Origin of the sequence: Microbacterium nymphoidis (assembly GCF_021044885.1) — a bacterium.
GTDB lineage: Bacteria > Actinomycetota > Actinomycetes > Actinomycetales > Microbacteriaceae > Microbacterium > Microbacterium nymphoidis.
Map to the genome: position 1 here is coordinate 148,655 of NZ_JAJNOD010000005.1, position 21,534 is coordinate 170,188.

The following is a 21,534-nucleotide window of genomic DNA, read 5'->3' on the forward strand; positions in this document are numbered from 1 at the left end:
GTGGACACAGCAGCACAGGGCGATCTCCCCCAGCGCCGTCGGCGCACCGGGGTCATCGCCCTCGCCGTGCCCAACCTGGAGGAGCCGTACTTCGCCGAGCTGACCGCGCTGCTGTGCCGGCGCGCGAACGACCGCGGCCTCGCGGTCCTGATCCAGCAGACCGAGGGCGATCACGAGCGCGAGATCGACGTCGCCAACGGCGTCGGCCTGCCGGAGACGGACGGTCTGATCCACATCCCGCGTGCACTCACGGTCGCCGACCTCACCCGTCGCACGTCCCCCGGCCCGCTCGTGCTGCTGGGCGAGCACATCCAGATCAGCCCGTTCACCCACATCACCATCGACAACCGCCGCGCTGCAGCCGACGCCACGGCACACCTGGCGGCCGTCGGGTGCCGTCGGGTCGCCTTCATCGGCCCGCGCGACTCCCGCCCCTCCGATGCCGCTGATCAGCGCTATGCGGGCTATCGGGAGGCGGTCGCGGCTCGCGAGCTGGCGACCGACGCCGGGCTCACCGTGTCGGTGGACGCGTTCACCGCGGCCGAGGGTGCGCGCGGGGTCGCGCAGCTGCTGGCGTCGGGGGTGGCCTTCGACGGGGTGTTCTGCTCGAACGACTCGATCGCGTTCGGCGTGATCAGTGCGCTGCAGGGCGCCGGGCGCCGCGTGCCCGAGGACGTGGCCGTGATCGGCATCGACGGTGTCCGCGCGACCGAGTTCGCCTCCCCGCCGCTGTCCACCGTCGCCCCGGACAAGGATGCGATCGCGTCGGCGGCCCTGGACGAGCTTGATCGTCAGATGCGCACGCCCCCCGGGCGGGACATGCCGGTGCAGCACGTGACGGTGGTGGCCCAGGTCATCGCCCGCGCCAGTACCGGACGGTGAGCGCCGTCCGATCCGGTGCCCGTGTCCCGCGCGCTCGGCGTCAGGAGACCTCGGCCACCCGCACGTCCGCGATGAGCCCGCGCAGCACGTCGAGCCCTCCTTCGGGCATACCGGCGTCGGTGATGATGCGATCGGCCTGGCTGAGCTCGATGACGGTGGTGAGGCTGACGACGCCCCACTTGCCGTGGTCAGCCAGCAGCACGGCCTCACGCCCTGCCGCAGCGAGCGCGCGGTCGGTCTCCGCCTCAAGCAGGTTGGCGGTGGTGAGACCGGCGTGCGCGTCGACCCCGGTGGCGCTGAGGAAGACGATGTCACAGTGCAGGTGCTCCAGCGCCCGCACCGCGACAGGCCCCACGAAGGAGTCGGCCGGTGTACGGACACCACCGGTGAGCACCACGGTCTGCAGATACGGCTCGTCGGCCCGCTGGGGACGGGCGAAGAGATCGGCCACCGGAAGGGAGTTGGTGACGATGGTGAGGTCCGCGACCGCGCGAAGCTCCTGCGCGAGCACCCACGTGGTGGTGCTGCCGGAGAGCCCGATCACCATGCCGGGTTCCACGAGGCGCATCGCCTCGCGGGCGATCGCGCGCTTCTCGTCGATCATGCGCGCGCGCCGTGCCTCGACGGTGCTGCTCGCTGTCGCGCCGTGCTCGATGGTGGCTCCACCACGCACCTTCCGCAACCGGCCCTCGGCCGCAAGCGCGTCGATGTCACGGCGCACGGTCATCGCACTGACGTCGAGCTCGGCGATGAGCTCCGCGACCGTGGCCGCGCCCCGTCGACGCACCGCGTCGATCAGCTGCGCTCTGCGTTCCTCGACGAGCACCCGGACTCCTTCCACCTGCCTCGGCCAGTCTGCCATGCGCGTGCGGCCGGGCTCACCGACCCCGACCCCGGAGGTACGCGGATGATCGCCGCCGACTATGCGACCTGGTTCCCCGACGAAGAGATCGACGGTACCTACGGCTTCGATGAAGAGGCGCTGCGCCGCGTGGTACCGATTCCGCCGCGGCGGGGATTCGCCGCGCTCTGGCAGGGATGGAACGCGCGGGTGCGCGCCGTCCCCGCCCGATTCGAGGTGGGAGAGTACACGCCCATCGGCGCCCACGAGGCGGCGGAGATCCGCTACACGGCGGCCGACGGCACGGTGCTGGGCGCCTGGGTCGCCCGTCCCCGAGAGCGCACGCCGCGCGTCGTGGTCGTGCACTCCCACGGCTACGGCGGTCGGGAACGGCCCGAGTTCGACCGGGTCCCGGACGACGCCGCCGCTGTATTTCCGCTGGCGCGTGGACTCGGCGCGCTGAACGTCGGTGTCGGGGCGCCCGCGGAACGTGACGACCACGTGGTGTTCGGCATCGAGGATCCCGAGGAGTACGTACTGGGGGCGTGCGTGCGTGATCTCTGGATGACACAGAACATCGCCGACGAGCTCTGGGGTCCGCTGCCGCACTATCTGGTGGGCGAGAGCTTCGGCGGCGGCGTCGGCGCGCTCGCGCTGGCGTGGGATGACCGCTTCATCGGCGCGACGGTGGTGGTGCCGAGCTTCGGGCAGTACGACGAGCGTCTGGCCGCTCCCTGCCACGGCAGCGGGGAAGCGGTGCGCCGGTATGTGGCTGCTCGTCCCGAGGCGCGGGAGCTGCTCCGGCTCTTCGACGCCTCCACCGCTGCGACGTTCGCCCGGGTTCCGGTGCGGGTCGAGGCGGCGCTGTGGGATACCCATGTTCCCCCGCCGGGACAATTCGGAGTGGCGGCGGGCTTCGCCGACCGGGAGCTCATGGTGCTCCCCGCCGGGCACGCGGAGTATCCCGGCCGGGACGACGTGCTGCGCCGCGCGATCGACGGCGGACGCGAGCACCTGCGCCGCACGATGGAGGGGCTCAGCTCGCGCCCGCAGACATGATCGTGTTGAACGAGAGCGCGATGATCAGCGCGTTCAGCAGGAACGAGAGCACGGAGTGCAGCGTCGCGGTCCAACGGGTCCGCGTGGTGAGGATATCGACGTCGGAGGCGGCGAAGGTCATGCCCAGCGTGTAGGCGAAGTAGACGTGATCCACGAGCGTGGGGGCGGGGGTATCGGGGAACTCGAGCACGCGATCGGGCCAGACCGCCTCCGAGCGATGCGCGTACATCTGCGCGAAGCCCCAGTGCAGCATCCCCCACGCGATGATCATGGCCCACACGCCCACGACCTTCACCAGGAACGTGCCGCCGAGGTCATCGGGGGTGATGCCGAGGAGCTCGCCCGCGAAGGACTTCTCCTTGCCGAAGAGGATGACCGTGATCGCCGCACTCACGCCGATCGCCGCCGGCACCAGCGTGAACACCATCGTCAGGATGGAGCGCAGCTGCACGAATCCGGCGGGCATCGGTGCCCGTTCCCCCACCGCTGTGGCCCCGCGACGAGCCATCCACCCCAGCACGATCATCGTGATGATCGCGTACGTCGTCGCCAGAACGCACCACAGCGTGAGGGCGGTGATCAGGTCGCCCTCCCAGATCACGGCGTAGACGCCCACCGAGGCGACGCCGAGCTGCACCAGCCAGTGCAGGATCGTCAGCTGCATCCGCCGCGGGCGGCGCGGGGCACGCGCCTGACGACGACGTTCTCGTTTCGAGACGCGGGTGCGGGTTCGGGCCATGCGACAAGTGAAGCGGAGACCACGCCATCACGGGGCGCAGACACGCGTTCCGGACGCCCACCATTCCGCCAGGCGGCGCATGGTTCAATGACTCGACGGAGGAGGTCCCCATGGCCAAGCGCCCCAATCGCTCGCAGTCCGAGAACCGTATGGCCGCCGAGGCCCGCGAGGCGGCGAAGCGCACGCAGGAGCTGGCTGCCGCGGGACTGCGACGGCGACGGATCCTCATCTCCTCGAGTGTCGCGGCCGCGATCGTCCTCATCCTCGGCGGCGTGGCTCTGGCCATCGCCCTCAAGCCGAAGGACGTGGTGACCACCGACGCCGGCCCGGCCAACATGGCATCGTGGGGCATCGCGTTCACCGGTGGCGACGGCGAGATCTCCGCCGTGCCCACCGGGGCGACAGCGGCCACCGCATCGCCCACCAGCACACAGTGGACGGGCGAGGACGCCGACAAGAAGCACGTGCAGTTGTACCTCGACTGGGCCTGCCCCGCGTGCAAGGCGTTCGAGGGCGACAACGCGAAGCTGCTCACCGACGCCGTCGCGTCCGGCGAGATCACCCTGGAACTCTTCCCCCTCGCCGTCGTCGACCGGGCCTACACCACCGACTACGCCACGCGCGGCGCGAACGCCGCCGCTTGTGTGGCGGACATGGCCCCGGACTCCTTCCTCGACGTCCAGGAGCGCATGTTCGCCGCGCAGCCCGCCGAGGGCACCGCGGGCCTCAGCAACGACGACATGATCCGCATCATCGGCGAGGCCGGGGTCACCGACCCAAAGCTGGCCGCGTGCATCACCGACGGCACCTACCGCGGGTGGGTGGAGGCTGCCACCAACCGGGTGGCGAAGGACGAGTCGCTGCGGACCACCATCCAGGGGCGCACCGCGTTCTACACCCCGACCCTCGCCACCGACGGCAAGCCCTGGGATCGCGAGGGCACGGTCGAGGACTACCTCGCCCGCTGACCCTGGCCCCGGTGGGTCGTCAGCGCTGCAGCCAGCCGCGCAGCAGCCGGGTGACGGCGGGGAGCACCCAGTACGCCATGATCGGCGTGAGCATGAGCGTGGTGATCAGCACGCGCAGCACGAGCGGCAACTCGGTGAATCCCGGGATGAAGCCCAGCAGGAACGTCGCGAGCAGGTTCACCGGGAAGAAGCCCAGCCAGATGGTGGTGGCCTGCTTCCATCGCGGCGGCACGACCGGCTGAACCGCCACCGACCCGGTCGCGAGCGACTGCGTCACGCGGGTCTCGATCCCCGTGGCCTGTGCGGCATCGAACCAGCCCTCGATCCCGGTGCGCCGTTCCACACGCACTTCGCGCGCGAAGGCGTTTCCCGACTCCAGCCACCAGGTGCGCTGCGGCGAGGTCTCCCACTTCTCCAGCGTCGCGATGTCGCGGAAGCGGTACAGCATGTACCAGAGCTCGCTGCCCTCCCCCGCGCGCACCCACCCGGATCCGAGGAAGCCGGGGAACGTCGCGGCGAGATCGGTGCCGGCCTGCATCCAGCTCGTCGCCTCGATGGCGCGCTCGGGGTCGATCCGGCGCTCAATGGCAACCGTGATCGGTTCGAGCGCGCTTTCTGTCATGCATCCATTCTGAAGCATGAGCAGAGCGCCCAGGCTGAACGTTACTCAGATGACAATCTGCGAACGGTCAGATCCCGTACTCGCGCTGGAACCACTCCCACAGCTGCGCAGAGCAGGCCGCGACGACGACGTCCCACTCCAGGAAGGCGCCCTCGTCCGCCGCGTCCGACACCGAACGGATCACGCGGATCGGCACACCGTACTGCTGCGCCACCCAGATGTAGACGTAGGTCTCCATGTCGATCAGCGAGGCGCCCAGCGCCAGCACGGTGGCCTGGCCCGCAGCGGTGTCGACGAAGTGGTCGCCGGTTGCGATGACCTCGCCGGGGCGGCCGGTCTCCATACGCGGCGGCAGTGTGACGTGCTGACCGACCACGTGATCGCCATCCCAGACGTCGTGCTGGACAGCTGCGGCGATCTCGTGGACGCCGCCCTGCAGCTCCGGCACGACTGCGCCGGCCGTTCCCAGCACGACGATCTCGTCGTACTGGCCACGCTCCAGCGCACGGGTGAGTCCGTGAGCGGCCTTGAGCTTGCCCGCGCCCGTCACGACGCGCTCGAATCCGTCGATGTGCTCCGGGAACGCGACGAGTTCGACATCCAGGGCGGCGAGGAGAAGCTTCATACCTCCATCGTCCCATCCCCCGCGTGCCTTCCCGTGCGCGATGGCGGACGATTTGTCCCCCAAAGATCCGACACGATCTGGGACGGACGAGCCCGACACGCTTGTTAGCGTTGAGTCATCGCACTGAGCAACACCGCGAATCGAATGCAGGGGGCTTCGAGGGTCGGCGGCGCTCAGGGGGGTGCGAGAACGGCCGGCCGCGTGGGAGACCACGCGAGCCGGCCTCGGTCTTGTGTGCGGGAGTCTCAGCGCAGCAACAGGATCGCCGCCGCCGCCGTAGCGGTCACGACAACCCACAGCAGCCCGCCCAGCGCCAGGGGCCGAAGGCCCGCGCTGCGGAAGCCGGCGATGTCCGTCGACAGGCCGATCGCCGCCATCGCCATCGCGATGAGGAACATCGCCACCGCGCTGATCGGTGCGAGCGCGACGTCGGGGATCACTCCCACCGATCGCACCAGCGATGCGATCAGGAATCCGATGAGGAACCAGGGCACCAGCGCAGCGATGCCGCGCGGCGTGAACCGCACCGGGGTCCCCTCGCGCCGAGCGGTGCGGATCGCGAGCCCCACGCTGATCGGGATGATCATCAGCGTGCGCACGAGCTTCACCACCACGGCGAAACCGAGCGCGGCGGTGCCGTAGATGCCCGCTGTCGCCACCACCGAGGACGTATCGTTCACCGCCGTACCCGCGAAGAGCCCGAACTCGTGCTGCGTGAAGCCCAGCAGCCGGGCCAGCGGCGGAAAGAGCAGCACGGCCAGCACGTTGAACAGGAAGATGGTCGAGACGGCATAGGCGATGGATGCGTTTCGGGCCTTGATCACGGGGGACACGGCGGCGATAGCCGAGGCGCCGCAGATCGCCGTTCCCACGCCGATGAGCACCGCAAGATCCGACTCCACGCGCAGCAGGCGGCTGAGCGCCCAGGCGGCCAGCAGGCACACGATGAGCGTGGAGATCATGACGGGGAAGGACTCGGCGCCGACCGTCGCCACCTGCGCGAGCGAGAGCTGGCTTCCCAGCAGCACCACGGCGATCTGCAGCACCATCTTGCTCGAGAACTTCAGGCCTGCGGCGAAGGGACCCCCGGGCCTGCGTACCAGGGCGATGACGACGCCGATGACGATGGCGGGCAGGGCCGAGCCCACCAGCGGGACGAAGCCGCCGATCACGGTCGCTACGCCTGCGATCGCCGCAGCGAGCAGGACTCCGGGCAGCTTCGCGGTCACGTCGTGCATCTGCGCCATTGCTCCATCGTGGTCCGGCTCCGGCGTGTGGGACCGCCGCATCGCCGGACTATCCCCATGCCCGTGACCTTCGGCACGAGGTGGCGCCGTGGCACGAGCGGCGCGCTGCAAGCAATCGCCCTCGACCATCCGCGCTCGGGGTCTTCCCGCTGACGCTCACCGCGCGATCACGTCATGCCACGCCATGCCGAGTGAGCGCCCCCCCCCGATTCGTGCTCGCTCGGCGAGGCTGCCACGCAGCGCCGCGCCTCGATGCCCACGCGAGGCGGGCATGCCGTGCCCCCGTGCCAGACTCGTCCCATGGCGACGAGCGCGTGGACAGTGCGTGACGGGCGCGCGGAACTCGCCCTCACGGCGTTGCGCGCCCGCGCGTTGGTCATGCAGACCGTTCTCGGCATCGCCCTCGGTGTCGGGTTCGCGGCGTCCGTCGTGGCGTTCGTCATCGCGGATGCGCGCGGAGGCGTGATCGGCCCGCAGCCGCTCCTGCTCCTCGGCGGTGCGGTGTTCCTCGCGGTGGCGGGGCTCGTCATCGTCCTCGCGCGACCGTTCCGGCGCGCGGGCGTGCTGTCGATCAGTGCCGGATCGCTGCGCTGGACCGACCCGCGCGGCGAGATCCTCGTTCCACTCACTCGCGTCCGAAGCGTCACGGTGCGACGGCGGTTCATCCCCGGGATCGACGTCGAGACGACGTCGGGAACGTGGGGGCTTCGGACGTCGGCCTCCGTGCTGGACGACGCCCGCGATGACATGCGCCCCCTGTCCGCGCGCGCTCGTCGGTATCTGAGCGAGGCGGGCTTCGCCGCGCACACGCAGGGTCAGGTGACCGTGTGGCGACGCGCCGCCTCCGCCGGCGACACCCCCCACACTGTTTGATTGCCCGCAATTCGCTCAAAATCGCGGGGGCGATATCTCGGTTTCGTTGCGCGCACATGGCGGCAAAGCGAGCCGAATACGAGCAAGGTGCGCGCAACGAAAGCCCCGGGAGCGCGCGCATCACCGAAACGGAGCCGCGACCGCGTTGCGGTGATAGTCGAAGATGAGGCTCGTCCGCGTCGAGGCCACGCTCGGCTGTGCGGACAGATGCTCCACCACGAAGGCGCGGACCGCCGACGAGTCCGGCACCGCGATATGGATGAGGAAGTCGTCCGCGCCACCCAGGAAGAACAGCTGGATCACCTGCGGCAGTCCGCGGATCGCATCGGCGAACGCCTCGATCGACTCCTGACGCGAACCTCCGCGCAGGGTCACCCCGATGATCGCCTGGAGCCCGCGACCGAGAACGGCCTGATCCACACCGGCGTGGAACCCCGTGATCACACCCCGCTCGAGCAGGGCGCGGGTACGCGCGTGCGCGGTGGACGCCGCGACGCCGATGGCCGCGGCGAGCTCCGCGTTCGTCATGCGACCATCGCGGGAGAGCAGCTGGACGATGCGCCGATCCGTCTCATCCAGGTCGACGGTGCGGACTTCGGCGGATCGAACAGTATTCGGTTCGGAACTCGGAGGCGGTGCCATTTTCCGAATCGTACCCCTCTTCACCGAATTCGCTCCGATGATCCTTCAGGGTATCTCCCATCGGGACGAATGTTCTGCGATCCTCGAAGCACGCGCAAACAGCGCGACACCGTCAGCCAATGGAGGCCAACATGCGTGTGGGAATCCCCGCCGAGGTCAAGAACAACGAGAATCGCGTAGCCATCACCCCGGCCGGCGTCGATGCTCTGGTCCACCGCGGACACGAGGTGCTGGTGCAGGCCGGCGCCGGCGTCGGCTCGAGCATCACGGACGACATGTATGTCGCAGCCGGTGCCCGCATCGTTCCCGCCGCGGCTGACGCCTGGGGTGCCGATCTCGTCGTCAAGGTGAAGGAGCCGGTCGCTTCCGAGTACGGCTTCCTGCGCGACCAGGTGCTCTTCACCTACCTCCACCTCGCCGCCGATCGCCCCCTCACTGAGGCACTGCTCGCCGCCGGGACCACGGCGATCGCCTACGAGACGGTGCAGCTCCCTGATCGCACGCTCCCGCTCCTCTCACCGATGAGCGAGGTGGCCGGTCGTTTGTCGATCGTGGTGGGCTCCCACACGCTGATGCGCACCTCGGGCGGGCGCGGCATGCTCATGGGCGGGATCGCGGGCACCCCGAACGCCAAGGTCGTCGTGATCGGCGGCGGCGTCGCCGGCGAGCACGCCGCGGCCACCGCGCTCGGCATGGGCGCCGACGTCACGGTGATCGACATCTCCCTGCCGCGACTGCGCGACCTGGAGCGCCGCTTCGACGGGCGCATCGAGACGCGTGTGTCCAACCGCTGGGAGATCGCCGATCAGGTGAGCCGCGCCGATCTCGTCATCGGCTCCGTGCTGATCCCTGGCGCTTCCGCCCCCAAGCTCGTCACGGACGAGATGGTGAGCACGATGAAGAAGGGCGCGGTGCTCGTCGACATCGCGATCGACCAGGGCGGTTGCTTCGAGGGATCGCACCCGACGACTCACGACGACCCGACCTTCGCGGTCCACGACACGGTCTACTACTGCGTCGCCAATATGCCCGGTGCGGTTCCGGAGACCTCCACCCGCGCCCTGACCAACGCCACGCTCCCCTACCTCGTGGCGTTGGCCGACAAGGGATGGGAGCAGGCATTCGCCGCCGATGCCGCACTCGCAGCGGGCCTGAACACCCACGCCGGTGCGATCACCAATCCCGCGGTCGCGGCGGCGTTCGCCCACTGACCCGCGGCTCCCGCGCCTCGAAATTTCCCGCGCGACTTCCGACTGCGGGCGAGAATCACCGCACCACGGCGATTGTCTCCACGGACGTAAGCCGCACCAGGTGGACTCAGGCGCCGATCCAGGCGGGATCCGACAGCAGTTCCTGCAGCTCGTTCACGAGGCGCGAGGTGTGAAAGCCGTCGGCCGCGGCGTGGTGGATCTGTATCGCGAGGGGGAGCAGTGTCCGGCCCTCGCGCTCCACGTACCGGCCGAGCGTGAAGATGGGCGCGAGGTGGCGCAGACCGCCCTCGATCTGCAGGGTGAATCCCGTGAAGGATGCCCACGGCAGGCTCGACACGTCGAACGAGTTCGCCGCCGGAGCGCCGAGCGGGAAGAACGCCTCCGCGCCCGCGGCCTCCCGCAACAGCGGCGCCGCGGCGTCGTGGAACGATCCGAAGTCGGCGTCGTACGCCACGGGAACACAGGCGAACGTCTCCCGGGTGGCGTTGAACACGGTGAACGCCGGATCGGAGACCGGCCAGATCGCCGGCATCCCGTCGTCGGTGATCGTCATGCGGAATTCGTCGTGGCGGTTCACCACATTCGCAATGGCCCAGACCTGCGCGAGATAGGTCTTGCGCTGCGAGCGGGCGAGCGCCTCGGCGAAAGCCGTGACGTCGAGCTCCACGGTCATCGCGTAGCTGCACGGCGACAGGCGCCAGTAGTGCTCGAAGTGCTCGCGGCGCGGCCAGGTGGCGAGATCGACGGGGACGGGCTGTCTCATCCCTCCATGCAACCACGCATGACCCGCCGGGGCGAGGCCCCGCGGATCAGGCCGTCGGGATGACGATGATGGGATCGCTCGTCGGCGCGCCAGTGGGCGAACCGCCCGACTGCTCGATCGTCACGGCGATCGCGTCGCCGGGCTTCATGGCGCCCTCCAGCTGGGCCGTTGTCTGTCCGTCGGCGGCATCGAAAACTCCTGCCGACACGGCTCCGTCCGCGCGAACGAACCACAGTTCGTAGGCACGGTCCTCGTCGAGCCGGTCCAGCCCGTCCGCCACCAGCACGGCCTCGCCGATCGATGCCGACCAGTGGGCGGTCGCCGTGCCACCCGTCTCGAGCGAGACGGTCCGCTCCTGCGCGTCGGGGGCGCTTTCGATCCGATCGAGAGCGACGACGGCTGCTGGACGCAGGAACTGCGGAACGATCATCGAGGCGCTCACCCCCAGACCCACGAGGATCGCCAGGCAGGCCGCGAGCGCGAAGAACGCCCGGCGGCGCGGCTTCGGTCGCACAGTGCCGGCGCCTGCCGACGCCCCCGGTCCGATGTCCGCAGCCGCGGCGGGTTCTGACCTCGTCCGCTCCGACGCGGGCATCGCCTCGGACGCGACGGCATCAGACAGGGACGCATCGGCACCGCGCGCCGGGATGTCAGTCGCGCCGCTCCCCGACGCCGGTGCACGGTCGGGGAGTTCTGCCGCGAGGCGCGGATGTCCCGCCTCGGGTCCGTTCTGGGGTGTCTTCGCGATCAGCGCCAGCAGCGCGTCCCGCGCCGCCGGCGGCGGAGCCACATCCGCTACGCCGTCCGACAGCAGCGTCGCGGTCTCCGCGTCCGCATCCGCGATCTCGTGCCACTGCGGATGCTCCGCGAGTGCCTCCTGGTAGCGACGCTCATCGGCCTCGCTCAGCGAGCCGAGGCTGTGTCCGGCGGACAGTTCAGCAAACTCCGACTCGTTCATGCGTTCACCCCCCAGTGCGCCCGAAGACGCGTGAGTCCATCTCTCATCCGGGTCTTCACCGTCCCCAACGGCGTTCCCGTGATCGTGGCGATCTCGCTCTGCGAGTATCCGCCGTAGTACGCCAGCACGAGGGTCTCACGCTGCGCTTCGGGGAGGGCGGCCAAGGTCTGCACGACCCGCTCCCCGATGATCGACATCTCGGCCTGCTCCGACACGCTGTCGTGGGCCACATCCAGGTCGCGGAATCCGACGCGTGCGTCCCGGTCCTCGCTGGCCTGGGACGCTCGCACCCGGTCCACCGCACGACGATGCGCGATGGTCAGGACCCAGGTGCGCCCGCGGCCCCGGTCCGGCGAAAACCGCGCGGCGCTCTGCCAGACCTCCAGGAACACCTCCTGCAGTACCTCTTCGCTCTGCGAGCGGTTCACCAGCACACGCAGGACGAGGCCGAACACCCGAGCGGAGAGCATGTCGTACAGCTGGGCGAACGCTGCCTGGTCCCCGGCGGCGATGCTCACCAGGAGCGCCGACGACGGATCGTCGCCGCCGTCCTGCTCGGCATGCTCCACGTCGTCGATCACCATCAGGTCCAGCATGCCCCACCTCCTGCCGATTGTGCACAATCCACGTCACTTTCCGGTCACGCCATCACCCGAAGGTGAAGGAGTAGACCTGCACTCCGGCCGGAACCGTCAGGGTGAACTGGCCCGCATCCCCCGACCCTCCCGACAACAGCTCGTATGATCGCGGCGTGCCGCTGACGTCGATCGTCTGTGCGGCGCCCGACTGATCGGTCACGGTGATCGCTCCCGATCCGGCCAGCACGACCCGGACCTCACGGGCGTGGTAGTTCAGACGCACCTGTGCATCATCGGAAGCCGGTGTGGCGTACTGCGTCTGCACCTCCCAGTCTCCGGCGAGGGCGAAGGTGTCCGCCGCCTGATCAGCGGGGAAGGAGAACGACTCCACGCCGGCCCGATAGGTCGCGCCTCCGCCGAAGTTGACCGCCTTCGTCGCCCCGAGGAACGTCTCCCGGGTGGTGGAGCCGAGCTCCGGTGTGACGTCGGCAACATCCGTCGCCGCGGGCAGCTGCACGTCGGGATTCGCGTCGGTGAGCAGTTCACGGATCAGCTTCTCCGTGGTGGCGTAGTTCCCCTCCCCGAACGAGATGTGGCGCACGACGCCCTGCGCATCGATCAGGTAGTGCGCCGGCCAGTACCGGTTGCGATACGCCGTCCAGGTGGAGAGGGAGTTATCGAGCGCCACCGGGTAGTCGATCCCGAACGAGCGAGCGCCGGCGGCGACGTTGGCCGGGCTCTTCTCGAAGGCGTACTCGGGAGAGTGCACGCCGATCACCTGCAGCCCCGCGTCGGCGTATGTCTGATCCCAGGCGACCACGTGCGGGATCGAGCGCTGGCAGTTGATGCACGAGTAGGCCCAGAAGTCGATCAGCACCACCTTGCCTCGGAGGCTCTCCAGATTCACCGCTTCCCCGTCCGGGGTGTTGAGCCACTGCTCGATCCCGCGGATCTGCGGCGCCGTGCCGCAGCTCTGCAATTCCGTCGCGTCGTTCGCGCAGTTGTCGAGTTCGCGGTTCTCATCGGTGACCAGCCCGCCCAGCCCGAGCGATTCTCCCTGCGGCGAATCCAGCAGGCCCTGCTGCACACCGGCGGTGTAGTCGGGTAGCAGTTGCTGAAGGTACTGCGGCAGATTGAAGACGAGGCCGACGGCCAGCGCGATCATCGCGACACCCGCCGTGATGCGCAGTCCACGCTCCCGCGTGCGGAAGGCGCGGATGCGCTGGACCACCCCGCGGCCGGCGAGAGCGAACACCAGCAGCGGCACCGCCACACCAATGGCGAAGGACACGGTAAGCAGCACGGTGTCCAGACCGATACGTCCGGTGGCACCGGCCACGATGATGGCGGCGAGCACGGGCCCGGCACACGGCACGAACACCGCGCCCAGCGCGAGACCGACGCCGAACCCGCTACCCCGGTTCTCCACGTTGCGTCGCGGCACCCACTGGAACGGCTTCTCGATGAGCTGCTCGAAGCGCGGCACGATGAGTCCGATCCCGAGGATCAGCAGCACCGCGATACCCGCCCAGCGGATCACATCCTGCGGCAGATTGAGCAGCCCCAGCACAAGTGAGCCGAGCAGCGTGACCAGGCTGAAGCTGAGGACGAGCCCCGCGATCACCAGATAGGGCCGGGAGCGGCGCGCGGGAATCACCCCGTCTTCCGTCTCGAACCCCGCGGATTGCGCGCCACCCGTCAGGAAGATGACGGGGAGCACGGGGAGGATGCAGGGCGAGATCCCCGTGATGAGGCCGCCCAGCAGGCCGATGATGATCAGATCCATGGCTTCGCCTTTCGTCTCGAGTGGTTCGGATTTCGGGGCGATTCGGATTGGTCCGAAAGAAATTTCAGATTCTTCCCATCCGATCTCCGACGCACTCCGAAGAACCCTCGACGCCGCGGGAATGCCGCGACGAAACACACGGAGGTTGATGATGTTCAGCACCAAGAAGAAGTTCGCCGCAGCCGCATCGCTCGGTTTCGCGGCGGTGCTCGTCCTGTCAGGCTGCACGACGGGGGCGGGCTCCGGAGAATCGTCGAGCACGGCAGAGGCGAGCGCACCGGCCGCATCGTCCATGCCCACGAAGGCGGAGACAAGCGCCCCGGCGATGACGATGGACCCGGCGGCGGATCTGATCGGCCCCGGCTGCGCCGACTACGCGAGCGCAGTCCCGGACGGCGCCGGATCGATCCAGGGCATGTCGCAGGACCCGGTCGCCGTCGCAGCGTCCAACAACCCGCTCCTCACCACGCTGGTCGCGGCGGTCAGCGGAAAGCTCAACCCGGACGTCAACCTGGTCGACACGCTGAACGGCAGCGAGTTCACCGTGTTCGCCCCCGTCGATGACGCGTTCGCGAAGATCCCCGCCGCCACGATCGACGGCCTGAAGACCGACTCGGCAACGCTGACGTCGATCCTCACCTATCACGTGGTTCCCGGCCAGATCGACCCGTCGAAGATCGTGGGAACGCACAAGACCGTGCAGGGCGCCGACCTCACCGTCACCGGCAGCGGCGACAACCTCATGGTGGGCGACGCCAAGGTGATCTGCGGTGGCGTGCACACCGCCAACGCGACCGTGTATCTCATCGACTCGGTCCTCATGCCTCCGGCGAGCTGAGCCAGCCCGAACGCTCCCGCTGAGAGGAGAACGGCCGCGGACCCCTGGGGGGTGTCCGCGGCCGTTCCACGTCCCGGGTTCATCGTGCGCGAATGGCTCCCATTCCGGCCGGATTCGAGCGATTCACGCGCTATGAAGCTGGGTTCACGCGGTGGCGGCGACGAGCAGCTCCAGGATGTGGGAGTAGGGACGACCCGTCGCGCGCGCCATGCCGAGCTCGCAGGTGCGGTTGCAGGACGCGTGTGCGGTGGCATCGAGCTCCGCCACCTCCGCGGCCTCCGCCGCCGTGGCCGACGCGGTGAGCTCGGGGTGCAGCATGCCGCGGTCGCCCGCGAAACCGCAGCAGTTCCACGATGCGGGGACGTTCACGACGTCGGCGACAGCGTCGGCGATCACTCGCACGTCGGGATCGATCCCCAGCTGCACCGAGGAGCACGTGGGGTGCAGCGTGAGCGAGTGGATCCGATCGGTCACGGTGAGCTTGGGCAGCACCTCGCGCGCGACGAAGGTGGTCGCATCCTCCAGCCGGAAGCCCTGTCCGTCGAGCATCCGATGGAAGCCCTCGGTGCAGCTGGACGCATCGGTGATGATCGGAAGCTCGCCGCCGCGGGTCGCCTCACGCACGGCCGCGAGGACGCGGTCCGCCATGAGGTCGTGCCCGGCCTGGTAGCCCTTGGACGACCACGGTGTGCCGCAGCACATCGAGCCGATCCCGTCGGGGACGACCACTGCCACCCCGGCGCGATCGAGCAGCGTGAGCAGGGCGCTCGTGGCACCGGGTCCGTCGCCGTCCGGGCCGAACATCTCGTTCACGCAGGCGGGCAGGTACACCGCGCGCACCTCGCCCCGCCCGCGGATCCCGCGGACCTTCGCGCGTGATGCCCCGCCACCGGGAAGGTCGGCCGAGTACTCGGGCATGACGTCTGCGCCCAGCACAGCGCGACCGATCTTCGTCACTCCGGCGACGAGTCCCACCGGCATGGCGTCGGCCACCGTCAGCGCGGCCGATGCGACCGTGGTCATCGGCCCCCAGCCCGCGGCAGCCGCCTTCCACCCGGCGGCGAGGACGGGGTTGGCCTCTTCGCGCCGGAGGCGCTTCACCAGCGCGCCGGTGTTGATCAGCACGGGGCAGTTGGTCTGGCACATCCCATCGACGGCACAGGTCTGCACGCCGGAGTAGTCGTAGTCCTTCTCCAGCTCCGCCACCAGCGCGTGATCCCCCGCCTCCTCCGCCACGGCCATCGCACGACGAACGACGATGCGCTGGCGGGGAGTGAGGGTGAGGTCCCGGGACGGGCAGACCGGTTCGCAGTAGCCGCACTCCACGCAACGATCGGCTTCCGCCTCGATCGACGGTGCCGGCTTCACGTCCGCGAGGTGGACCTCGTCCTCCGTGATGATCACCCCGGGGTTGAGCACCCCACGCGGATCGCAGAGGCGCTTGAGCTGCACCATCACGTCATAGAGCTCGTCCCCGTACTGCCGGCGGACGAACGGCGCCATCACCCGCCCGGTGCCGTGCTCCGCCTTGAGGTTCCCCTCGGCATCGAGGATCACCTGCACCATGTCCTCGGTGAAGCCGAGATAGCGCTTCTCGCTGGCCGCGTCCCCGAAGCGGTCGGTGAGCATGAAGTGGATGTTCCCGTCCTTCGCATGCCCGAAGATGACGCTGTCGTCGTACTCGTAGCGGGCGAACAGCTCCTGCAGCGATTCACACGTGGCGGCCAGGCGTTCGACGGGAACCACCACGTCCTCCAGCAACGCCGTGGTTCCGGGGGCACGCGCGCCCGCCACAGAGGCATACAGGCCCTTGCGGAACTTCCAGGCAGCGGCGCGACGAGCGGCATCGCTGGAGAAGACCGCGCGATCGCGCAGATCGAATCCTGCCAGCACGCGCTCACCCGCCGCGGTCCCGAGCGCGAGCTCCTCCGCCGAGTCAGCGTGGTACTCGACCAGCAGGGCAGCCTGCGCATCCACGTCGAAGCCGAGAATGGCCTCGGGCACACCGGGCAGCTTCTGTCCGACGCGCAGCGATGTGGCGTCCATCAGCTCGAGGGTGGCCGCACCCGTCGCGACGAGATCGGGCAGCGAGCGCGTCGCCTCGTCCAGATCACGGAAGACGGCGAGGGTGGTGGCCATCTCGCGCCGGATCGGCACCGTGCGGAACGTGGCCTCCGCGACGAAGGCCAGCGTGCCTTCGGAGCCGATGACGAGGTGCGCGAGCAGTTCGGCCGGTGAGTCGAAGTCCAGGAAAGCGTTGATGCCGTAGCCCATGGTGTTCTTCAGGGCGAACTGACGACGAATCAGCGCCACGGACGCCGGGTTCGACCGCACCCGATCACGCAGCCGTTCCAGCCCCGCCACCAGTTCCGGCTCGCGCGAGCGCAGCAGCTCATCCGCATCGGGGGCGCCGGTGTCGACGATGGTGCCGCTGGGAAGCACCAGCACCAGGGATTCGACGGTGCGGTACGAGTTCTCCTCGGTGCCGCAGGCCATGCCGCTGGAGTTGTTGGCCACCACACCGCCGATGGTGCAGGCCACCTCGCTCGCGGGATCGGGGCCGAGGCGGTAGCCGTGGCGGTTCAGCCTGGCGTTCACCGACCGCAGCGTGGCACCGGGCTGCACCCGTACCCGGCGACCGCCGTCGAGCACCTCGATGCGGCGGAACTCGCGTCGGGTGTCGACGAGGATGCCACCCCCGGAGGCCTGTCCCGAGAGGCTGGTGCCACCCGAGCGGAACGTGACGTGTGCGGCACCGGCCGACCCGCGCAGGACTGCCGCCACCTCCTGGGCGTCCTTCGCGATCACCACGGCATCCGGGACGAAGAGGTAATGCGATGCGTCACTCGCGTAGGCGTAGCGATCGATGGCGCGTGTGCGGATCCGATCCGCCTCGGCGATGGCGGCCACGATCCCGGCGGGAACTCCCGCGGGAGCTTCGGGAACCCGATGTCCGGACATCGATCCTCCAAGATTGTCAGACAAGTATGCTGTGCAGACGATCATACGCAGTCGGTACACTCAGTCTCCACCGGGAGGAGCAGACGTGTCAGCAGCGGATCTGGGCGTGGTGTCGGTCGTCGACGCCGTCACCGCCGACCTGCGCACCCGGATCCTCTCCGGCGATCTCGCATCCGGGCACCCGCTGGGGGAAGTCGACACGGCGGCGCACTACGGTGTCGCCCGCCCCACGGTGCGCGCAGCCATCGAGGCCCTGGTCGCGGCGGGGCTGCTCACCCGCGGTGCGCACAAGAGCGCGCGGGTCACCGAACTCGGCCCCGCCGACGCCGCCGACATTTACTCCACCCGGGAGCGGATCGAGGCCGAGGTCGTGCGGGAACTGGCACGGCGCCGCGCCGACACGTCCGACGGCGAAGCGGCCAACGCCCAGCTCACCGGCCTGGCCGACGCGGACCCGCTCTCCATCGTGGATGCCGACATGCGATTCCACGCGGCCCTCGTCGACGCGGTGGGCAGCCCCCGCACCTCCCGCGTCTATCGGATGCTGGCCGATGAGGTCCGCCTGTGCATGACCCGCACCCAGAGCGCCGCCCTGCACACCGTGGGAGACATCGCCCGCGAGCACGAGCAGATCCTCCGCTCCATCTCCGACGGCGACGCGGACAGGGCCGCAGCCGTGCTGCGCGATCACCTCCAGCGCGCCCGCGACCGCCTGGTGGCCCATCTGGCAGATGCCGTCTGATCACCCCTGTGGACAGGCGCCGCATCACCGCGGAGATTCTGCGTAGAGTCCTACCACCGCGCGCGTAACAACCGGAGCTGTTCGAAGCGAACGCGGGACACGTCATGGGGATGACGTGTGACCCGCTGGGGCGGGCACGGTGTGATTTGGGGACACGAACGTGCAGGGGATGCAACGATGACCGCGCTGGAGCGCGGAACTGGACACCGACTCGACGCGCGCCGAGGACACCTCGACGCAGGGCCATGGGCCCGAGATCGGTGGCCGGAGAGCGCCGACTCCGTCGACGAGGACACCATCCCGCGCGGCGCGCGCAGCAGCGATGCGACCGCGGAGACCGGCGAGCCGGTGAGCAGATTCGGCGGTAGACCGTCGCACCTGACCGCTGTCCACCGTCTGACAGCGGAGCCCGCAGCCCCCGTCCGGTCGCACACCGGAGCGGCGTCTTCGTCGGGTGATGCGCAGACCGTGGACGGGCGGACGGCTCAGCAGAGCACTCATCCGCGCCGGCAGCCCCCGAGCGCGCCCGAGCCCGCGGACCGTCGCGCGCCAGCGGCGGACCGAGGTACGGCCCTCGACATCCGTCGCCGCTGGGAACGGCGGTACCGCCGCCGGCTCCGCTGGACCGACGTCCTGGTCGTGCTCGTCGCGACCATCGCGCCGCGGGCCGTGCTGTTCTTCCCGATTCCGGCGCGCGCACCCGTCGAGACGGCGCAGCTCCTGACCGGGGCTTTCGCTCTCCCGCTCCTCGTGGCGATCTGCTGGCTTGTCACGCTCACGCTGTTCCGTTCGCGGGAGGCGGCCGTCTTCGGCAGCGGTCGCTCGGAATACACCCGCGTGCTCGGCGCCACCGGGCTCGCCTTCGGTGCCCTCGCCGCGACGTTCGTCGTGGTGCAGGCGGACGGACTGCGGCTGCAGCTGCTCGTGTCCCTTCCGCTCGGCCTTCTGCTCCTCCTGGTCGGCCGGTGGGGCTGGCGGCGCTGGCTCCTGCACGAGCGGCTGTTCGGCCACTACGTCTCACGCACGCTGGTCGTGGGTGACGCCCGTGACGTCGAATACGTCATCGAGGCCCTGCACCGCGATGGGCAACGCGCCCACCTGGTGGTCGGTGCCGTGCTCACCGGCGATCGCCCCGGCATCAGCCGCCAGACGCCGCTGGTGGTGGACGGTCGCCCGTATCCGGTGGTCGGCTGCCCGCGAACCGCCGCACGCACGGCCGCCGAGCTCGCCGCCGACACCATCATCGTGGTCAGTCACGACGACGCTGACCCCTACTACGTCAAGCGCCTCTCGTGGGAGCTGGAGGGCACCGCGGCCGAACTCATCCTCGGCAGCAGGCTGGCCGATGTCGCCGGGCCGCGCATCTCGCTGCGTCCGGTGGACGGCCTGCCCCTCATCCAGGTGCGCATCCCCACGTTCGACGGCGGCCAGTTCGTCCTCAAGCGCGCGCTCGACATCGTCGTCGCTCTGGTGGGGCTCGTGGCCGTGGCCCTCGTCATGATTCCGCTGGCGATCCTCATCCCGCTGGATTCGCCCGGGCCGCTCTTCTACCGTCAGGAGCGGATCGGCCGCGACGGCAAGTCGTTCCGCATGGTCAAGTTCCGCACCATGCGTGTGGGCGCCCATGCAGAGGCTGCCGCCCTCGCGCACGCCAACGATGGCGCCGGGCCGCTCTTCAAGATGCGGGAGGACCCCCGCGTCACACGTGTCGGCCGGGTTCTGCGCCGGCTCTCGCTGGACGAGCTGCCGCAGTTCTGGAACGTGCTGCGTGGCGACATGAGCGCGGTGGGCCCCCGCCCGCCACTTCCCGAAGAGGTCCTCACCTATTCCGGAGTCGTGTCGCGGCGGCTGTACATCAAGCCGGGGATCACCGGCCTCTGGCAGATCTCCGGGCGCAGCGACCTGTCGTGGGACGAGAGCGTGCGCCTCGATCTTCGTTACGTGGAGAACTGGTCTCTGCTGTCCGATCTCATCATCATGTGGCGAACCGTTCGCGTGATGTTCTTCGCGCGAGGAGCGTACTGATGACCGCACCGCTGTCCATCGCGATGATCGGCACGCGCGGGGTTCCCGCCGCCTATGGCGGATTCGAGACGGCCGTCGAGGAGATCGGCGTACGTCTGTCCGAGAGAGGGCACGCGGTCACCGTGTACTGCCGTGGGTCACGCCACCGGGCGACGCGCTACCACGGCATGCGTCTCGTGCATCTGCCTGCGCTGCCGGTGAAACAGGCGGAGACCCTGAGTCACACCGCGCTGTCCACGCTGCACGCGATGGTGCGCCGCCCCGATGCGGCATTCGTCTTCAACGCCGCCAACGCACCATTCCTGCCCCTGCTGCGGATGCGCGGGATACCGACGGCGCTGCACATGGACGGTTTGGAGTGGCGGCGGGCGAAGTGGAGCGGACGCGGACGCGACTACTACCGATGGGCCGAGGGCCGGGGCGTCCGCACAGCGGATGCGCTGATCGCGGATGCGCCCGGCATCGCCGACTACTACACCGAGGAGTTCGGCGTCCCCACCCGGCTGCTGCGTTACGGCGCGCCGATCCTCGAGCCCACGACGTCAGCGTCGCCGGCGCTGGAGAAGTACGACCTCCGGCCCGGGGGATTCCATCTCGTCGTCGCCCGGTTCGAACCGGAGAACCACGTCCGGGAGATCGTCGACGGGTACCGCCGCTCCGACGCGCGTCTGCCGCTGGTCGTCGTGGGATCCGCCCCCTACGGCGCCGCCTACACCGCCGAGATCCGCCGCATCGCCGACGACGACCCGCGCATCCGCCTTCTCGGCGGGGTGTACGACCAGGGGCAGCTGGACGATCTCTACCGCCACGCGTACACCTACCTGCACGGCCACTCCGTGGGCGGCACCAATCCCTCCCTGCTCCGGGCTATGGGCGCGGGCACGGCGGTGATCGCGTACGACGTCGGCTTCAACCGCGAGACGCTGAACGGCACGGGGTGGTTCTTCCCGGACGCCGACGGGGTCATTTCCGCCCTTGCGGACGCCGAGGCTCACCCCGACCGCGTCCGTGACGCCGCCGGCACCGGGCAGCATCGTGCCCGCACCGCCTTCCGCTGGGACGACGTCGCCGACGGCTACGAGGCGCTCGCCCACGACCTGGCCGCGGGACACACGATCCATCCGCTCGCGAAGCTGCTGCGTCGCCAGGCGCCGGAACGCGTCGATGCCTGAGG

The 21,534-nt window shown here is 69.6% G+C and carries 20 protein-coding genes; 9 read left to right on the top strand and 11 right to left on the bottom strand.

Annotated elements, in window-relative coordinates; genetic code table 11:
• The gene (locus LQ566_RS14765) at positions 1-882 is read left to right on the top strand and encodes a LacI family DNA-binding transcriptional regulator (protein WP_231092490.1); all 882 of its coding nucleotides are present in this window, start codon (positions 1-3) and stop codon (positions 880-882) included.
• Positions 883-922: 40 nt separating this feature from the next.
• On the opposite strand, the gene LQ566_RS14770 is transcribed toward LQ566_RS14765, so the two are convergent.
• Positions 923-1,708 carry a DeoR/GlpR family DNA-binding transcription regulator gene (locus tag LQ566_RS14770; RefSeq protein WP_231092491.1) on the bottom strand — a complete coding sequence of 262 codons (786 nt, stop codon included), beginning with the start codon at positions 1,706-1,708 and terminating at the stop codon, positions 923-925.
• An 81-nt stretch (positions 1,709-1,789) separates the two neighbouring features.
• On the opposite strand from LQ566_RS14770, the gene LQ566_RS14775 reads away from it, so the two are divergent.
• The gene (locus tag LQ566_RS14775; RefSeq protein WP_231092492.1) at positions 1,790-2,782 is read left to right on the top strand and encodes an acetylxylan esterase; all 993 of its coding nucleotides are present in this window, start codon (positions 1,790-1,792) and stop codon (positions 2,780-2,782) included.
• Here the strand turns inward: LQ566_RS14775 and LQ566_RS14780 are convergent.
• Complete coding sequence (locus tag LQ566_RS14780) at positions 2,760-3,521, bottom strand: DUF1345 domain-containing protein (protein ID WP_231092493.1); 762 nt, start codon at positions 3,519-3,521, stop codon at positions 2,760-2,762. The genes LQ566_RS14775 and LQ566_RS14780 overlap by 23 nt on opposite strands.
• Before the next feature lie 110 nt (positions 3,522-3,631).
• On the opposite strand from LQ566_RS14780, the gene LQ566_RS14785 reads away from it, so the two are divergent.
• Positions 3,632-4,489: a DsbA family protein gene (locus LQ566_RS14785; protein WP_231092494.1), complete on the top strand. Its 858-nt coding sequence runs from the start codon at positions 3,632-3,634 to the stop codon at positions 4,487-4,489.
• Positions 4,490-4,508: 19 nt separating this feature from the next.
• Here the strand turns inward: LQ566_RS14785 and LQ566_RS14790 are convergent, their stop codons facing one another.
• The 3 genes from LQ566_RS14790 to LQ566_RS14800 form a co-directional block, all read right to left on the bottom strand.
• Entirely contained in the window at positions 4,509-5,111 is a 603-nt protein-coding gene (locus tag LQ566_RS14790; protein WP_231092495.1) for an antibiotic biosynthesis monooxygenase, read from the bottom strand.
• A 67-nt stretch (positions 5,112-5,178) separates the two neighbouring features.
• Entirely contained in the window at positions 5,179-5,736 is a 558-nt protein-coding gene (locus LQ566_RS14795) for a phosphorylase family protein (protein WP_231092496.1), read from the bottom strand.
• 245 nt (positions 5,737-5,981) lie between these two features.
• Positions 5,982-6,983: a YeiH family protein gene (locus LQ566_RS14800; RefSeq protein ID WP_231092497.1), complete on the bottom strand. Its 1,002-nt coding sequence runs from the start codon at positions 6,981-6,983 to the stop codon at positions 5,982-5,984.
• A 300-nt stretch (positions 6,984-7,283) separates the two neighbouring features.
• On the opposite strand from LQ566_RS14800, the gene LQ566_RS14805 reads away from it, so the two are divergent.
• Positions 7,284-7,856, top strand: a complete 573-nt coding sequence (locus tag LQ566_RS14805) for a hypothetical protein (RefSeq protein WP_231092498.1) — start codon at positions 7,284-7,286, stop codon at positions 7,854-7,856.
• Positions 7,857-7,976: 120 nt separating this feature from the next.
• On the opposite strand, the gene LQ566_RS14810 is transcribed toward LQ566_RS14805, so the two are convergent.
• Positions 7,977-8,498, bottom strand: coding sequence for an Lrp/AsnC family transcriptional regulator (locus LQ566_RS14810; RefSeq protein WP_231092499.1), 522 nt, complete (start codon positions 8,496-8,498; stop codon positions 7,977-7,979).
• 131 nt (positions 8,499-8,629) lie between these two features.
• Between LQ566_RS14810 and ald the strand changes: the two genes are divergently transcribed.
• A complete protein-coding gene (gene ald, locus LQ566_RS14815; RefSeq protein ID WP_231092573.1) occupies positions 8,630-9,709 on the top strand; it encodes an alanine dehydrogenase in 1,080 nt (359 codons plus the stop codon).
• A gap of 106 nt (positions 9,710-9,815) precedes the next feature.
• Here the strand turns inward: ald and LQ566_RS14820 are convergent, their stop codons facing one another.
• The 4 genes from LQ566_RS14820 to LQ566_RS14835 are packed head-to-tail and all read right to left on the bottom strand — an operon-like array spanning position 9,816 to position 13,794.
• Positions 9,816-10,472, bottom strand: coding sequence for a CatA-like O-acetyltransferase (locus LQ566_RS14820; RefSeq protein ID WP_231092500.1), 657 nt, complete (start codon positions 10,470-10,472; stop codon positions 9,816-9,818).
• Positions 10,473-10,518: 46 nt separating this feature from the next.
• Entirely contained in the window at positions 10,519-11,430 is a 912-nt protein-coding gene (locus tag LQ566_RS14825) for an anti-sigma factor (RefSeq protein WP_231092501.1), read from the bottom strand.
• Positions 11,427-12,026, bottom strand: a complete 600-nt coding sequence (sigK, locus tag LQ566_RS14830) for an ECF RNA polymerase sigma factor SigK (RefSeq protein ID WP_231092503.1) — start codon at positions 12,024-12,026, stop codon at positions 11,427-11,429. Before sigK ends, LQ566_RS14825 begins: the two co-directional genes overlap by 4 nt.
• A gap of 52 nt (positions 12,027-12,078) precedes the next feature.
• Positions 12,079-13,794 (bottom strand): cytochrome c biogenesis protein DipZ, encoded by a 1,716-nt coding sequence (locus LQ566_RS14835; RefSeq protein ID WP_231092516.1) that lies wholly within the window; start codon positions 13,792-13,794, stop codon positions 12,079-12,081.
• A gap of 151 nt (positions 13,795-13,945) precedes the next feature.
• On the opposite strand from LQ566_RS14835, the gene LQ566_RS14840 reads away from it, so the two are divergent.
• Positions 13,946-14,632 carry a fasciclin domain-containing protein gene (locus LQ566_RS14840; RefSeq protein ID WP_231092574.1) on the top strand — a complete coding sequence of 229 codons (687 nt, stop codon included), beginning with the start codon at positions 13,946-13,948 and terminating at the stop codon, positions 14,630-14,632.
• A 144-nt stretch (positions 14,633-14,776) separates the two neighbouring features.
• Here the strand turns inward: LQ566_RS14840 and LQ566_RS14845 are convergent, their stop codons facing one another.
• Positions 14,777-17,593 (bottom strand): FAD-binding and (Fe-S)-binding domain-containing protein, encoded by a 2,817-nt coding sequence (locus LQ566_RS14845; RefSeq protein WP_231092519.1) that lies wholly within the window; start codon positions 17,591-17,593, stop codon positions 14,777-14,779.
• Between the two features lie 85 nt (positions 17,594-17,678).
• Here LQ566_RS14845 and LQ566_RS14850 point away from each other — a divergent pair, with 85 nt between their 5' ends.
• From LQ566_RS14850 to LQ566_RS14860, 3 genes are all read left to right on the top strand, one after another.
• Positions 17,679-18,335: a GntR family transcriptional regulator gene (locus LQ566_RS14850; RefSeq protein ID WP_231092521.1), complete on the top strand. Its 657-nt coding sequence runs from the start codon at positions 17,679-17,681 to the stop codon at positions 18,333-18,335.
• A gap of 177 nt (positions 18,336-18,512) precedes the next feature.
• The gene (locus LQ566_RS14855; protein WP_231092522.1) at positions 18,513-20,360 is read left to right on the top strand and encodes a sugar transferase; all 1,848 of its coding nucleotides are present in this window, start codon (positions 18,513-18,515) and stop codon (positions 20,358-20,360) included.
• Complete coding sequence (locus LQ566_RS14860) at positions 20,360-21,532, top strand: DUF1972 domain-containing protein (protein WP_231092523.1); 1,173 nt, start codon at positions 20,360-20,362, stop codon at positions 21,530-21,532. The genes LQ566_RS14855 and LQ566_RS14860 overlap by 1 nt, the downstream gene beginning before the upstream one ends.
• The last annotated feature ends 2 nt before the right edge of the window (positions 21,533-21,534 follow it).